The sequence below is a fragment of the Arthrobacter sp. Z4-13 genome, assembly GCF_054792705.1.
This window is the reverse complement of the sequence record NZ_CP096459.1, coordinates 1609906-1622932: the sequence shown is the minus strand read 5'-3', so window position 1 is coordinate 1622932 and position 13027 is coordinate 1609906. Positions and strand designations below refer to the sequence as shown.

The window sequence follows — 13027 nt, the reverse complement described above, 5'->3', positions numbered from 1 at the left end:
TGGTTAGGCTTCTTCCTCTGTCAGTCCGGTCTCACGGCTCAGTCCGGCGCTGAGGTCCTTGGTGAGGGCAGCGACGGCGTCCACGCCGCCGTCGCGGATTGCTGCCACCAGGGCGGTGCCCACGATGACACCTTCGGCGTAGGCAGCGATCTCACGGACCTGCCCCGCATTGGAGACGCCCAGGCCAACGCAGACGCGTTCGGCGCCGGCGGCGTGGGCAGCGGCCACCACATCCTTGGCTGCGGTGCTGACAGAGGTCCTGGCGCCGGTGACGCCCATGATGGACACGGCGTAGACGAAGCCGCGGCTGGCGTCCACGGTCCGCTGCATGCGCTCAGTGGTGGAGGAAGGTGCCACCAGGAACACCCGGTCCAGGCCGTACTTATCCGACGCTTCCATCCACTCGGCTGCCTCGTCAGGGATGAGGTCCGGGGTGATGAGCCCTGCTCCCCCGGCCTCGGACAGGCGCCGGGAGAACTCGTCCACACCCATCCGGACCACCGGGTTCCAGTAGGTCATCACCAGGACGGCAGCGTCGGTCTTGCTGGTGATGCCCTGCACCACATCAAAAACCTGGCGCACCGAAAAACCCTTGGCGAGTGCCTCCGTGGTGGCAGCCTGGATGACCTGGCCGTCCATGACCGGGTCCGAGTAGGGAATGCCGATTTCGATGAGGTCGGCACCGTTTTCCGCCAGGGCGATGCCGGCGGCGATGGTCTCCTCAACGCTGGGGTAACCGGCCGGGAGGTAGCCGATGAGTGCGGCCCGGCCCTCAGCGCGGGCTTTATCGATAGCCGCCGCTGACTTGCTGATGGTCCGTGCAGTGGTCACAGCTGCTCCCCCTCTTTGCCGATTTCCGCCTCGGCGGAGTCCTTGTCCAACAGATCAAACCATTCGGCTGCGGTAGCCACATCCTTGTCGCCGCGGCCTGAAAGGTTCACGATCACGATCTTGTCCTCGGCCGTCCCGCCGCTGGTGGCGGCTTCGGCTGCGATCCGCTGCCCCACCTTGATGGCGCCGGCCAGTGCATGGGAGGACTCGATGGCGGGTATGATGCCCTCGGTGCGGCACAGGAGCTTGAAGGCTTCCATGGCCTCACTGTCCGTAATGGGCTCGTAGCTGACCCGCCCGATGTCGGCGAGATAGGAGTGCTCCGGGCCGACGCCCGGGTAGTCGAGCCCGGCGGAGATCGAGTGGGACTCGATGGTCTGGCCGTCGTCGTCCTGCATAAGGTAGGAGCGGGCACCGTGCAGTACGCCTGGCTTGCCGAGGGTGATGGTGGCAGCGTGGCGGCCCGTTTCGACACCGTCACCGCCTGCTTCGAAGCCGTAAATCTTGACAGACGGATCGTCAAGGAAGCCGTGGAAGATGCCGATGGCGTTGGAGCCGCCGCCGATGCAGGCGCAGACGGCGTCCGGGAGCCGGCCTTCCTGGTCCAGGATCTGGGCGCGGGCTTCCTCGCCGATTACTTCGTGGAAGTAGCGGACCATGGCCGGGAAGGGGTGGGCACCGGCAGCCGTGCCCAGGAGGTAATGGGTGTTGTCCACATTGGCCACCCAGTCACGGAGGGCGTCGTTGATGGCGTCCTTGAGGGTCTGGGAGCCGCTGGTGACAGGGATAACGGTAGCGCCGAGGAGCTCCATGCGGGCAACGTTCAGCGCCTGGCGCCGGCAATCCTCCGCGCCCATGTACACCACACACTCCAGGCCCATCAGGGCGGCCGCGGTGGCGCTGGCCACGCCGTGCTGGCCTGCACCGGTTTCGGCGATGACGCGGGTCTTGCCCATGCGCTTGGCGAGCAGTGCCTGGCCCAGGACGTTGTTGATCTTGTGCGAACCGGTGTGGTTCAGGTCCTCGCGCTTGAGGAAGATCCGGACTCCCCCGGCGTGCTCCGAGAAGCGCTTGGCTTCGGTGAGCAACGAGGGACGCCCTGAGTAGTTTTTGTTCAGGTCGGCGATCTGGGCCCGGAATTCGGGATCTTCCTTGGCCTTGTCGAAGGTCTCCTCGAGTTCGTCCAAAGCGGCGATAAGGGACTCCGGCATCCAGCGTCCCCCGTAATTGCCGAAGTAGGGTCCCGGAGCGTGCTTGAGGGAGCCGCCCTGCAGGAATGCTTCCGCGGCGTTGTTGTCAGCGTTCGCTGAGGGTGCGTCGGCCATCAGTCCCGTCCTGTTCCAGTTGATCGTTCAGTAAGTGTGGTGTTCCGGCAGCGGTGCCGGAACAGAATCCGCCGGGCGTCAAACAGCCCCTGCCCACAGAGTGTGCAGGGGCGTTCCGGTCAGCTGCGGGCAGCGATGGCGGCGGCGCCTGCTGCCGTGAATTCGGCAATCCGCTCGCGCGGGGTGGAGTGGCTGACCAGGGCCTCGCCCACCAGGACCGCATTGGCGCCGCTGGCGGCGTAATGCGTGACGTCGTCCACGTCGCGGACACCGGATTCGGCCACCACGAGGGCCTCGGCCGGAATCAGGCCCGCCAGGGAGGCAAAAACGGAACGGTCGACGTCGAGCGTCTTCAGGTTCCGCACGTTGACTCCGATGATGCGCGCCCGCGCAGCGACTGCCCGCTCGATTTCCTCTTCGGTGTGGGTTTCCACGAGCACGTTCATGCCGAGTTCCTGGCTGAGCGCCGAGAACTCGGCCAGCTGTGCGTCGGAGAGCGCCGCCACGATCAGAAGGACCAGGTCGGCTCCATGCGCGCGGGCTTCCCAGATCTGGTACTCGTCGAGCGTGAAGTCCTTGCGCAGCAGCGGAATGTCCACCGCGGCACGCACGGCATCCAGGTCCGCGAGCGAGCCGTTGAAGCGGCGCTGCTCGGTGAGGACGCTGATGACGGAAGCGCCGCCCTCGGCATACTGCTTTGCCAGGAACGCGGGATCGCCAATTGCGGCGAGGTCGCCCTTGGAAGGGCTCCTGCGCTTGATTTCCGCGATGACTTTCAGCTGTTCCCGGGACGGGGAGGGGCCGCCGAGTGCAGCCCAGGCATCGCGGGCGGGTGCCGCAGCCTGGCTCAGGTCCTTCAGTTCAGCGAGGGAAACAAGCCGTTTCCGCGCGTCCATATCCTCCCTGACACCGGCGTTGATGTCATCGAGAACAGTTGCCATCAGTGGCCGGAGTTCTTCAGCTTGTTGCCTTCGACGCCGTAGCCTGCCTTGCGCATGATCCAGCCGAGGATCAGCCCGACCACCATAACGGCGGCGCCGGCGATGAAGATGGGGGTGCTGGCGATGACGAAGGCGATTGACGCGATGAGGGCGCCCACCAGCATCACGATGACGCAGGTCCAGGCTGCAGGGCTGTTGCCGTGGCCGAGTTCCTGGCTGTGGTCGATGGCGCCGGGGGCTACCGTTCGGGTGCCTGACTTTGAAACGGACGCAGGTGCTTTGCTCATGAAAAATCTCCTCAGGGTGGATACTGCTTACATTCTGCCATTTATTGGCCCGTGGCCGCGTATCGGCGGCCGGCCCGCGTGGAGCGCGCTGGTGTCGGGGCGGCTCAGGTGGGGTCGTCGCCGCGGGAGAGCCGGTCCCAGCTGTCGATCTCGTCCACTGGACCTGCCACTGCGGCAGTGCTGCCGGCGGCCGGCGCGTCATATTTGGTCCTGGTTTTCCAGTGCCGCCCTGCGGGAATGATGAGCAGGGCGGCCAGGGCCAGCAAACAGCCGGCGACGACGGCGAGCACCGGGAAGGCGGTGACGGCCACTTCCGCTTGGCTGCCTGTGATCCCGGTGGCGGCCGCGATGGCTCCCTGGGCTGCGGCGAGCGGATTGGTCAGGACGGTGGCGGCGGCCGCAACGATCCCTGCCGACGCGAGGACGATGATGGCGGTGATGATCCATCGTGCGATCCGGCCGGCGATCGCGGCGGCGAGTCCGCCGGCGAGGGCCACCAGGGCCAGCGCCGTCACGGCAGTGGCGGCCTTGCTGCCTTGGACCTCAAGTGCCGTCTGCGCGGCACCGGCCTGGCCCACCTGGTTCGGGTCCAGCGCGACGGTGATCCACGTTTGCGTGGTGGTGCCGAACACCGCCAGCGCCAGGACCGCGACGAGCAGCACCAACGTGGACTTCCGGGCCCAGGCAGGGGTGCCGGAGGTCTTCTTCGCGGCCGCGGGCCGCCCTGCTTCCGGCCGTTGGCCGGGCATCAGGACTCCGTCCCGCCGGGCAACGTCTCCGCAGAGATGTTCTGCAGTGAGCCCGCCGTGTGCACTGCCCGGAGCGGGGCTGCGGCCTTGTTTACAGTCTCCAGGGCCTCGGTGGGGTTGACCGAGTCAGCCACGATGCCGCCGCCGGCCTGGACATATGCCCGGCCTTCGCGCAGGAGGGCGGAGCGGATGGCGATGGCCATGTCCATGTCGCCCGCGAAATCAAGGTAGCCCACCACCCCGCCGTAGATGCCGCGGCGGTGCGGCTCCAGCTCGTCGAGGAGCCGCAGGGCGCGGGGTTTCGGCGCTCCGGAAAGGGTTCCGGCCGGGAATGTGGCCTTCAGGACGTCGTAGGCCTTTGCCTTCGGCGAGAGCTGGCCCACCACGGTGGAGACGAGGTGCATGATGTGGCTGAAGCGCTCCACCTCCATGAACTGCGTGACATCCACGGTTCCTGCCACGCACACCTTGGAAAGGTCGTTTCGGGAGAGGTCCACGAGCATCAGGTGTTCGGCGCGTTCCTTTTGGTCCGCCAGGAGCTCCTCAGCCAGTGCTTTGTCGGCCTCGACCGTTTTGCCGCGTGGACGGGATCCGGCGATGGGGTGGGTAATGACCTCTTCACCGGTGACCGTCACGAGGGCTTCCGGCGAGGACCCGACGATGGAGTACTCCCGGCCATCGGCGTCCTCGAGGCTGAAGATGTACATGTAGGGGCTGGGGTTGGTGTTCCGCAGGACCCGGTAGACGTCCAGGGCGGAGGCCTTGCACTCCATTTCGAAGCGGCGGGAAATCACCACCTGGAAGACCTCGCCGTCCACGATGGCTTCCTTGCCGCGGTCCAAGGCAGCCAGGTACTCGGCTTCGTCCCAGCGTTCCTGGACACTGGAGGCAAAGTCCAGCGCAGCGGGGGCCAGGACCGAGACGGGCTGCGCAACCGGCGTGCTGACTTTGGCCAGGAGCGCCTTGACCCGCGCCACGGCGTCGTGCCAGGCCTCGTCCACGCGCTCGGAGCTGTCATCGAAGTTGATGGCGTTGGCGATCAACAGCACCGTACCGTCGACGTTGTCGTGCACGGCCATGTCGGTGACGAGGTTCAGCGCCATCTCCGGCAGTTGCAGGTCGTCCTCGGGCGGGCTCACCAGACGTTCCCAGTGGCGCACTGTCTCCCAACCGAGGAAGCCCACCAGGCCGGAGGTGAAGGGCGGCAGGCCGTCGAACCTGTCCGTGCGGAGGGCTTCGATGGTGTCGCGGACGGCATCCACGGGGCTGCCGTCCACCGGGACGCCGGCGGGCGGCTCGCCCAGCCAGTGGGCGTTTCCGTCCCTGGTAGTCAGTGTTGCCCGGGACCTGGCGCCGATGAAGGAGTAACGGGACCATGCCCCGCCCACCGCAGCCGACTCCATCAGGAACGTTCCGGGCTGCCCGTGCGCGAGCTTCCGGTACAAACCAATGGGCGTCTCGGCGTCGGCAAGTACCTTGAGCCGGACGGGGATGACGCGGCTGTGGCCGGCAAGTTCCCGGAACTCCTCAAGGCCCGGGCTGATGATTCCAAGGTCCTGCATGGCTATGCTGTTCCGCCTGTTCTAGTAGGGGCCGGCCGTGCCGGCGCCTGGTGGTGTGCTTGCAGAGGTGGCCAGCCCTCCCCTGCGCTCCGCAGCAGCCTGCGGTGCGCTGAGGGTCAGACTGCCTCGCCTGTGGTGACGTCGAGGTCCCGGCCGTCGAAGCAGGTGCGGGTGCCGGTGTGGCAGGCGGCGCCTACCTGGTCCACGCGCACCAGCAGCGCATCGCCGTCGCAGTCCAGGGCCACTGACTTCACCCACTGCACGTGCCCGGAGGTGTCGCCCTTGCGCCAGTACTCCTGGCGGGAGCGGGAGTAGAAGGTGACCCGCCCGCTGGTCATGGTGCGGTGCAGTGCCTCATCATCCATCCAGCCCAGCATCAGCACCTCGTTGGTGTCGAATTGCTGGACGACGGCGGCCACCAGGCCGGCGCTGTCACGCTTGAGGGCCGCGGCCAGCTCCGCGGGGAGCGGGTTTGCCGGCGGCGCTGCGGGCAGGGCGGAACCAGGGGTTGCGGTGGGGTCGGGCTGCTCAGACATCAGGTCAAGTCTAGTGCCTTGGCCATGACCCAATTCCTGTGTGAACAACGGCACCGCTGCGCGGGTGGACGCGCTGCCCAACTGCGCGGCTCTCGTGCTAGTTTCACAAGTGATGCATTTCGTCGATCCGTCCCGAGAAGTCCTGGCCGAAACCCTCCTTGCGGCCGGTCCTGATGCGCCCACGCTCTGCAAGGGCTGGCGCACCAGGGACCTTGCCGCGCACCTTTACCTGCGCGAACGCAAAGCTGCCGTGGGACTGGGCCTGATCATCAAGCGCCTGGCGAAGGCGTCAGACCACGCAACCGCAAAGCTGGCAGCGAAGCTGTCAACGGCAGAGGCCTATGCCCGGCTCGTGAACACTTTCCGTGCCGGGCCGCCAGCCTTCTCGCCCATGAATATTAAGGGGCTGGACGAAAGCGCCAACCTCATCGAGTACTTTGTCCACACTGAAGACGTGCGGCGCGCCGTAGAGCGGTGGGCGCCGAGGGCCTTGGACGAAGCCTATTCAGACGCCCTCTGGGATGAACTCGTCAAACGCGCCGCCATCCTGTACCGGGGCGTTGACCTGGGCATCGTGCTGGTCCGGCCCTCGGGACCGCGGCACGTTGCCAAGCGAGCCCCCGTTTCGGTGGCCATCGTCGGCGAGCCGGGCGAGCTGCTCATGCACGCCCACGGCCGCACGCGCCACGCCCTGGTCACCTTCGAAGGCCAGCCGGACGCCGTCGCGCTTCTGCAGTCAGCCGAAGTCGGGCTTTAGTCTCAGCGGACCTCGAAGCCTGCGTCCCGGATTGCGGTCTTGACTTGGGACATCATGTCGTCAGGCCCCCAGTGGAAGATGGATGCCGCGAGCACTGCGTCTGCTCCCGCGGCGACGGCGGGCGGAAAGTGCGCCGGCTCCCCCGCGCCGCCGGAGGCGATGATGGGCACCCTGACGGCGGCCCGGACCAGGCTGATGAGTTCCAGGTCGAAGCCGTCCTTGGTGCCGTCGGCGTCAATGGAGTTGAGCAGGATCTCCCCCACGCCGCGGTCGGCTGCTTCCTTTGCCCAGGCGACGGCGTCGATCCCGGTGCCGGTACGTCCGCCATGGGTGGTCACTTCAAAGCCCGACGACGTGGGCTGGGACCCGGGGCGGGTGCGCCTCGCGTCCACGGACAGGACAAGGACCTGGGAACCGAAGTGCCGGGTGATCTCGTCGATGACGTCGGGCCGGGCCACGGCTGCGGTATTGATGGAGGCCTTGTCCGCACCGAAGCGCAGCAGCTTGTCCACCTCTGCCACACCGCGGACTCCGCCGCCGACGCACAGCGGGATGAAGACTTCCTCAGCGGTCCGGCGGACCACGTCGAACGTGGTTTCGCGGTTGCCCGAGGAGGCCGTGACGTCAAGGAACGTCAGTTCGTCGGCGCCGGCGTTGTCGTAGCGGTGGGCCAGTTCCACGGGGTCGCCGGCATCGCGGAGGCCCTCGAAGTTAACGCCTTTGACGACGCGCCCGGCGTCCACGTCGAGGCAGGGAATGACGCGTACGGCTACTGCCATGGGGAACTCCTGGAATTCTGTGATGCGGGAGTGATGCTGCGCGGGCGGAATCAGATACGGCAGGCGTGGATGCTGCTGACCAGGATGGCGCGGGCGCCGAGGTCGTACAGCTCATCCATGATCCGGTTGGTTTCCCGCTTGGGCACCATGGAACGCACGGCAACCCATTCCGAATCCCGCAGCGGCGAGACCGTGGGTGATTCCAGGCCGGGAGTGAGCGCCGCAGCCTGTTCAACAAGTTCCTTGCGGATGTCGTAATCCATCAGCACGTACTGGCGGGCCACGAGGACGCCCTGCAGGCGGCGGATCAGGACCTCAATCTCCTTGGCCGTGCCGTTCGCGGCGCCACCGTCGCCGGCGCGGCGGATCAGCACAGCCTCCGACTTCAGGATCGGTTCGCCGAAGATCTCCATGCCGGCGGCCTTGAGGGTGTTGCCGGTTTCGACGACGTCCGCGATGGCGTCCGCAACGCCCAGCCGGACCGAGGATTCCACGGCGCCGTCCAGGCGGACCACCTTGGCGTTGATGCCGCGCTCGGCCAGGTAGCCGCGGAGCAGGCCGTCATAGCTGGTGGCCAGCCGTTTGCCTTCCAGCTCCTCAACCTTCGCGAAGTCCCCTACCGGCCCGGCGAAACGGAAGGTGGAGGCGGCGAATCCCAGCGGCAGCAGCTCCTCGGCTTCCACCTCCGCATCCAGCAGGAGGTCGCGCCCGGTGATGCCGACGTCGAGCGTTCCCTGCCCGACATAAACGGCGATGTCGCGGGGACGGAGGAAGAAGAATTCGATGTCGTTGTCCGGGTCCACCATCACCAGCTCGCGGGTATCGCGGCGCTGGCGGTAGCCGGCTTCGGACAGCATCGCCGAAGCGGCTTCGGACAGGGAACCCTTATTGGGGACGGCAACTCGCAGCATGGGAAATCTTTCTGGATTTGAGAATGTCTAAGTGTTCAGGCAATGCAGGCCACGGCGGGCACCGGCGGCAAAAGGCGCGCCGGACCGGTGGCTACAGATGCTTGTAGACGTCTTCCAGGGTCAGGCCTTTGGCGAGCATCAGAACCTGCAGGTGGTACAGCAGCTGGGAAATTTCCTCGGCCGCCGCTTCATCGGATTCATATTCGGCAGCCATCCATACTTCGGCTGCTTCCTCAACGACTTTCTTGCCGATGCCATGGACACCGGAGTCCAATTCAGCGACGGTGCGGGAGCCTTCCGGGCGGGTGGCTGCCTTCTCGCTGAGTTCTGCGAACAGCGTCTCGAAATTCTTCACGCCCTCCAGCCTACTTGCTGCGGCCCACAGGGCGCCTGTCCGGCCGCTGCATGACGGGCGCGATGTGAGTGAACACACACCGCGCCAGCCACCCTGCAGATTGCTAGCTGTTGTACTGCTTCAGGACGACGGCGGTGGCCAGCGCCGCGGTGACGGCTTCGTGGCCCTTGTCTTCCTTCGAACCGGGAAGGCCGGCACGGTCCAGGCCCTGCTGTTCCGTGTCGCAGGTCAGGACGCCAAAGCCCACCGGAACGCCGGTGCGGACGCTCACGTCGGTGAGTCCCGACGTCGCCGCCTGGCAGACGTACTCAAAGTGCGGCGTACCGCCGCGGATCACGACGCCGAGGGCCACCACGGCGTCGAAGTGGGGTGCCAGCCGCGCGGCAGCGACAGGCAGCTCGAAGCTGCCCGGGACCCGCAGGACGGTGGGCTCGGCGATGCCGGCGTCCTTGGCGGCGCGCAGGGCACCGTCCAGGAGCCCGTCCATGATCTGGGTATGCCAGCTGGCTGCGACGATAGCCAGCTTTAGCTGGGACGTTTCGGCCGGGTTGAGGGTGGTCAGGTCGATCTCGGGGGCGCCGTGTCCGCTCATAGGTAAATGCTGTTCCGTTCAGTCTTGTTGGTTGGTCAGTCTTACGCGCTGGTCAGTCTTGTTCGCTGATCAGTCTTACGCGCTGGTCAGTCCTGCTCGTGGTGAAAGGAGGTATCGGGGCTGGTCACGGGCACCGCGCCGCCCACGTGGGAGTCCAGCACCAGGCGGTGCTCCATCCGGTCCTTCTTGGTTTGCAGGTACCGGATGTTCTGGTCGCGGGACGGGACCTCGGTGGGGACCATTTCCACCACCGTGACGCCGGCCTTAGCCAGCCTGTTCTGCTTATCCGGGTTGTTGCTCAGGAGCCGCACCTCATGGAGTCCCATTTCAGCCAATACCTGGGCTGCCGCCTTGTAGCAGCGGGCGTCCACCGGCAGGCCCAGCTGCTCGTTGGCCTCCACGGTGTCAAAGCCGGCCTCCTGCAGCGCGTAGGCCTTGATCTTGTTGGCGAGGCCGATTCCCCGGCCTTCCTGGCCGCGCAAATACAGGAGCGTTCCGCCTTCCTCGCGGATCATTTCCAGCGCATAGGCCAACTGCTCGCCGCAGTCGCAGCGGTAGGAACCGAACACATCTCCGGTAAGGCACTCGGAGTGCAGCCGGACCAAGGGGGCTTTGCCGTCTTTGGGCGGATTGGGGGAACTGACTGCAAGGTGCTCGGCCCCGGTGACCAGGTCAATCCACGCCTGGGCGATAAAGTCCCCAAAAGCCGTGGGCAACTGAACGATCGGGCCGCCGCTGACAGGATGGGGCACCCGGCCGTCGCCTGGCTCTGCCTGGTGGTGGCCATGGGCGGACCCGGTTACATGGTGGCCGTTCCCTGAAACAGGCAGGTGGTGGCCATTCACGGAAGCTCCGGAAGCCGTCATCGTATCTCCTCTTCTCCGCCCTGGCGTCCTGCCCGGGTATTGCCGTCAGCCGATGTGCCCGCTGCTTCGAGGTAGGCCACCAGGTCTTTGATGGAGATCAGGGGGCATCCGTGCTCGGCAGCGAAGGCACGGAGCCCGTCGAGCCGCATCATCTCACCGTCGTCGTAGACGACTTCGGCAATGACCGCCGCAGGTTCCAGGCCGGCCAGGCGGCACAGGTCTACAGACGCCTCGGTGTGGCCAGGACGTTCCCGCACACCACCGTCAACCGCGCGCAGCGGAAAAATATGCCCGGGACGGGTCACGGAGGACGGTCCGGACTGCGGATCAGCGAGGACCCGTGCCGTGAGTGCCCGGTCCGTCGCGGAAATCCCGGTGCTGACGCCGGCGGCGGCGTCACAGGAAACGGTGTACGCCGTGCCCTTGGCGTCCTCGTTGACTTCCACCATGGGAGGCAACGCCAGTGCGTCGGCGCGGTCGCCGGAGAGCGGAACGCAGATGACGCCGGAGCTGTACCGAATGGTCCAGCCCATCAGCGCCGGGGTGGCGTGCTGGGCGGCGAAGATGATGTCGCCCTCGTTTTCCCGGTCCTCGTTGTCCACCACCAGGACCGGCCTGCCGGCTGCGATGGCCCGGACTGCTACCTCGATGGTGTCCAATCCGGTGGAAATCCCGGTCGGTGCAGTGGAGACGGCGGTGGGAGCCACCTCAGGCTCGAACCGGACTGCGGCGTTCATCGTGTTCCTCCTTCAACCGGGGCGGGTGCGGTGTTGAACGCCAGCAGGCGTTCGGTGTACTTGGCCAGGACGTCCACTTCCAGGTTCACCCGGCTGCCGGTGCTTTTGGCGCCGAGGCCAGTTTCGGCAAGGGTGGTGGGGATGAGTCCAACCTCGAACCAGGGGCTCTGTTCAGCTGCGTGACTAACGGCCGTGACCGTGAGTGATACGCCGTCGATGGCGATGGACCCTTTTTCCGCAATGTAACGAGCCAGATTGGCGGGCACCCCGAAACGAAGCCTTTCCCAATTTCCGAGGGGCTCGCGTTCAAGCAGCACGCCGACGCCGTCCACGTGGCCTTGGACTACGTGCCCGTCCAGCCTTCCGCCGGCCGGAACGCAGCGTTCAAGGTTGACGGCATCTCCGGCAGCCAGCTCACCGATGGTGCTGCGGAGGAGGGTCTCCCCCATCACGTCCACGCTGAATTCCTTGCCATCGATTTCGGTGGCGGTGAGGCAAACACCGTTGACGGCGATGGAACCGCCCAGGGCGAGGCCTTCGGTGGTGCCGGGGGCGTGCAGCCGAACGGTGGCGCTGGCATTCCCGTCCCTGTCGACGGACAAAACGTGCCCTTGCTCGGCAATAATTCCGGTAAACATCAATAGCCTCCCTGGGCTTGCTCCGCGGTGGCGCGGGACGGTTGTGGGTCTAGGGCAACGGCGCGTTGCGGTCGAAGGTGGAGCCTAAGGTCCCTGCCCAGCGTTCGGACGGCGCCGCCGTCGGACGGGTCCCATTCCCAGTGCTGGGCCTCGGCGAGGGTGGTAATTCCCAAGCTGGTAAGGGCGGGGGTTCCGGAACCAAGCAGCGTGGGGGCGAGGTAAACAATGAGTTCGTCGACGAGCCCGGCCGCGAGGAACGCGCTGAGGATGCTGGATCCGCCCTCGACCATCAAGTGGCGGATACCGGAACCATAGAGGGTGGACAGCGCTTCGTGGGGGTCGCGGGTGGCCAGGTGCGTTGCCAGGCCGTCGTCCCCGTGGATGGCGGCGTCTGCCGGGATGCCCCGCAGTCCCATCACCGCCCGCAGGGGCTGGCTCGGGGCAGGCGTTCCTGCGGCGTCGCGGGCAGTGAGGCGGGGATTGTCCACCAGCACGGTCTGGGTTCCCACGAGGATGGCATCGATGCGCCCGCGGATTGCATGGTTGTCAGCCAGGGACTCTGGACTGGAAATCCACTGGCTGGTGCCGTCCTCTGCTGCGATCCGGCTGTCCAGCGTCTGGGCAACGTGCAAGGTGACGAACGGGCGTTTTGCGGCCACTGCCTCAAACCACTGGCGGTTCAGGTCCAGTGCTTCGCCCGCGCCCAGTCCGCTGCGGACGCGTATGCCCGCCTCCCGAAGGGTAGCCGCACCGCCCGCGGCGGGGTCATGGGGATCGTCCACAGCATAGACCACGTCCGTTATACCGGCGGCGATGATCGCCTGGGCGCAGGGGCCGGTGCGGCCGACGTGGTTGCAGGGCTCAAGGGTCACCATCATGGTGCATCCGGAAAGATCGAGCCCGGCGGCAGCCGCCTGCGCAATCGCGTCTGCCTCGGCGTGGGCTGTTCCTGCGCCTCGGTGGAAACCAGTGACGAGTTCCCGGCCCTCGGGATCGACGACGACGGCTCCCACCAGGGGGTTCGCGCCGCGGGGACCGCTGAGAGCCGCCTCCAGGGCAGTGTCCATCGCAGTGGTCTCGGCGGCGGTAAAGGCTGTGACGACTCCGGCCGTCATGCTGGAGCCTCGATGGTTGTGCTGCCGGACATGGCGGCAGCAGGGC

Annotated in this window: 16 protein-coding genes; 1 reads left to right on the top strand and 15 read right to left on the bottom strand. The window is 66.5% G+C overall.

Annotation, left to right across the window (positions count from 1 at the left end):
* Positions 1-3 precede the first annotated feature (3 nt).
* From trpA to hisI, 7 genes are all read right to left on the bottom strand, one after another.
* Positions 4-831 carry a tryptophan synthase subunit alpha gene (trpA, locus tag M1E07_RS09215; RefSeq protein ID WP_461189921.1) on the bottom strand — a complete coding sequence of 276 codons (828 nt, stop codon included), beginning with the start codon at positions 829-831 and terminating at the stop codon, positions 4-6.
* The gene (trpB, locus tag M1E07_RS09210; protein WP_461189920.1) at positions 828-2156 is read right to left on the bottom strand and encodes a tryptophan synthase subunit beta; all 1329 of its coding nucleotides are present in this window, start codon (positions 2154-2156) and stop codon (positions 828-830) included. Before trpB ends, trpA begins: the two co-directional genes overlap by 4 nt.
* Positions 2157-2275: 119 nt before the next feature.
* Positions 2276-3097 (bottom strand): indole-3-glycerol phosphate synthase TrpC, encoded by an 822-nt coding sequence (gene trpC, locus M1E07_RS09205; RefSeq protein WP_461189919.1) that lies wholly within the window; start codon positions 3095-3097, stop codon positions 2276-2278.
* Positions 3097-3384, bottom strand: coding sequence for an HGxxPAAW family protein (locus M1E07_RS09200; protein WP_461189918.1), 288 nt, complete (start codon positions 3382-3384; stop codon positions 3097-3099). Before M1E07_RS09200 ends, trpC begins: the two co-directional genes overlap by 1 nt.
* Before the next feature lie 104 nt (positions 3385-3488).
* Positions 3489-4133 (bottom strand): Trp biosynthesis-associated membrane protein, encoded by a 645-nt coding sequence (locus M1E07_RS09195; RefSeq protein ID WP_461189917.1) that lies wholly within the window; start codon positions 4131-4133, stop codon positions 3489-3491.
* Positions 4133-5695 (bottom strand): anthranilate synthase component I, encoded by a 1563-nt coding sequence (locus M1E07_RS09190; protein WP_461189916.1) that lies wholly within the window; start codon positions 5693-5695, stop codon positions 4133-4135. The genes M1E07_RS09195 and M1E07_RS09190 overlap by 1 nt, the downstream gene beginning before the upstream one ends.
* Positions 5696-5811: 116 nt before the next feature.
* Positions 5812-6231: a phosphoribosyl-AMP cyclohydrolase gene (gene hisI / locus M1E07_RS09185; protein WP_461189915.1), complete on the bottom strand. Its 420-nt coding sequence runs from the start codon at positions 6229-6231 to the stop codon at positions 5812-5814.
* A 112-nt stretch (positions 6232-6343) separates the two neighbouring features.
* Here hisI and M1E07_RS09180 point away from each other — a divergent pair, with 112 nt between their 5' ends.
* Positions 6344-6988, top strand: a complete 645-nt coding sequence (locus M1E07_RS09180) for a TIGR03085 family metal-binding protein (protein ID WP_461190365.1) — start codon at positions 6344-6346, stop codon at positions 6986-6988.
* A 2-nt stretch (positions 6989-6990) separates the two neighbouring features.
* Here M1E07_RS09180 and hisF read toward each other — a convergent pair whose 3' ends face one another.
* The 8 genes from hisF to ribD all read right to left on the bottom strand — a co-directional run bounded on the left by hisF (position 6991) and on the right by ribD (position 12981).
* Complete coding sequence (gene hisF, locus M1E07_RS09175; protein ID WP_461189914.1) at positions 6991-7767, bottom strand: imidazole glycerol phosphate synthase subunit HisF; 777 nt, start codon at positions 7765-7767, stop codon at positions 6991-6993.
* 50 nt (positions 7768-7817) lie between these two features.
* Positions 7818-8678 carry an ATP phosphoribosyltransferase gene (gene hisG / locus M1E07_RS09170; RefSeq protein WP_461189913.1) on the bottom strand — a complete coding sequence of 287 codons (861 nt, stop codon included), beginning with the start codon at positions 8676-8678 and terminating at the stop codon, positions 7818-7820.
* Positions 8679-8769: 91 nt separating this feature from the next.
* The gene (locus M1E07_RS09165) at positions 8770-9033 is read right to left on the bottom strand and encodes a phosphoribosyl-ATP diphosphatase (protein WP_015936881.1); all 264 of its coding nucleotides are present in this window, start codon (positions 9031-9033) and stop codon (positions 8770-8772) included.
* Positions 9034-9136: 103 nt separating this feature from the next.
* Positions 9137-9625 carry a 6,7-dimethyl-8-ribityllumazine synthase gene (gene ribH / locus M1E07_RS09160; protein ID WP_461189912.1) on the bottom strand — a complete coding sequence of 163 codons (489 nt, stop codon included), beginning with the start codon at positions 9623-9625 and terminating at the stop codon, positions 9137-9139.
* Positions 9626-9711: 86 nt separating this feature from the next.
* Positions 9712-10491, bottom strand: coding sequence for a GTP cyclohydrolase II (ribA, locus tag M1E07_RS09155; RefSeq protein ID WP_461189911.1), 780 nt, complete (start codon positions 10489-10491; stop codon positions 9712-9714).
* On the bottom strand, positions 10488-11228 hold the full coding sequence (gene ribB, locus M1E07_RS09150) for a 3,4-dihydroxy-2-butanone-4-phosphate synthase (protein ID WP_461189910.1): 741 nt from the start codon (positions 11226-11228) through the stop codon (positions 10488-10490). The genes ribA and ribB overlap by 4 nt, the downstream gene beginning before the upstream one ends.
* Entirely contained in the window at positions 11225-11866 is a 642-nt protein-coding gene (locus M1E07_RS09145) for a riboflavin synthase (protein WP_461189909.1), read from the bottom strand. The genes ribB and M1E07_RS09145 overlap by 4 nt, the downstream gene beginning before the upstream one ends.
* Positions 11866-12981: a bifunctional diaminohydroxyphosphoribosylaminopyrimidine deaminase/5-amino-6-(5-phosphoribosylamino)uracil reductase RibD gene (gene ribD / locus M1E07_RS09140; RefSeq protein WP_461189908.1), complete on the bottom strand. Its 1116-nt coding sequence runs from the start codon at positions 12979-12981 to the stop codon at positions 11866-11868. The genes M1E07_RS09145 and ribD overlap by 1 nt, the downstream gene beginning before the upstream one ends.
* Between the last annotated feature and the right edge of the window lie 46 nt (positions 12982-13027).

Excerpts from the sequence above, each read along its gene's own strand:
- trpB (WP_461189920.1), bottom strand. The coding sequence starts at position 2,156 with ATGGCCGACGCACCCTCAGCGAACGCTGACAACAACGCCGCGGAAGCA.
- trpC (WP_461189919.1), bottom strand. The coding sequence starts at position 3,097 with ATGGCAACTGTTCTCGATGACATCAACGCCGGTGTCAGGGAGGATATG.
- M1E07_RS09200 (WP_461189918.1), bottom strand. The coding sequence starts at position 3,384 with ATGAGCAAAGCACCTGCGTCCGTTTCAAAGTCAGGCACCCGAACGGTA.
- M1E07_RS09195 (WP_461189917.1), bottom strand. The coding sequence starts at position 4,133 with ATGCCCGGCCAACGGCCGGAAGCAGGGCGGCCCGCGGCCGCGAAGAAG.
- M1E07_RS09190 (WP_461189916.1), bottom strand. The coding sequence starts at position 5,695 with ATGCAGGACCTTGGAATCATCAGCCCGGGCCTTGAGGAGTTCCGGGAA.
- hisI (WP_461189915.1), bottom strand. The coding sequence starts at position 6,231 with ATGTCTGAGCAGCCCGACCCCACCGCAACCCCTGGTTCCGCCCTGCCC.
- M1E07_RS09180 (WP_461190365.1), top strand. The coding sequence starts at position 6,344 with ATGCATTTCGTCGATCCGTCCCGAGAAGTCCTGGCCGAAACCCTCCTT.
- hisF (WP_461189914.1), bottom strand. The coding sequence starts at position 7,767 with ATGGCAGTAGCCGTACGCGTCATTCCCTGCCTCGACGTGGACGCCGGG.
- hisG (WP_461189913.1), bottom strand. The coding sequence starts at position 8,678 with ATGCTGCGAGTTGCCGTCCCCAATAAGGGTTCCCTGTCCGAAGCCGCT.
- ribH (WP_461189912.1), bottom strand. The coding sequence starts at position 9,625 with ATGAGCGGACACGGCGCCCCCGAGATCGACCTGACCACCCTCAACCCG.
- ribA (WP_461189911.1), bottom strand. The coding sequence starts at position 10,491 with ATGACGGCTTCCGGAGCTTCCGTGAATGGCCACCACCTGCCTGTTTCA.
- ribB (WP_461189910.1), bottom strand. The coding sequence starts at position 11,228 with ATGAACGCCGCAGTCCGGTTCGAGCCTGAGGTGGCTCCCACCGCCGTC.
- M1E07_RS09145 (WP_461189909.1), bottom strand. The coding sequence starts at position 11,866 with ATGTTTACCGGAATTATTGCCGAGCAAGGGCACGTTTTGTCCGTCGAC.
- ribD (WP_461189908.1), bottom strand. The coding sequence starts at position 12,981 with ATGACGGCCGGAGTCGTCACAGCCTTTACCGCCGCCGAGACCACTGCG.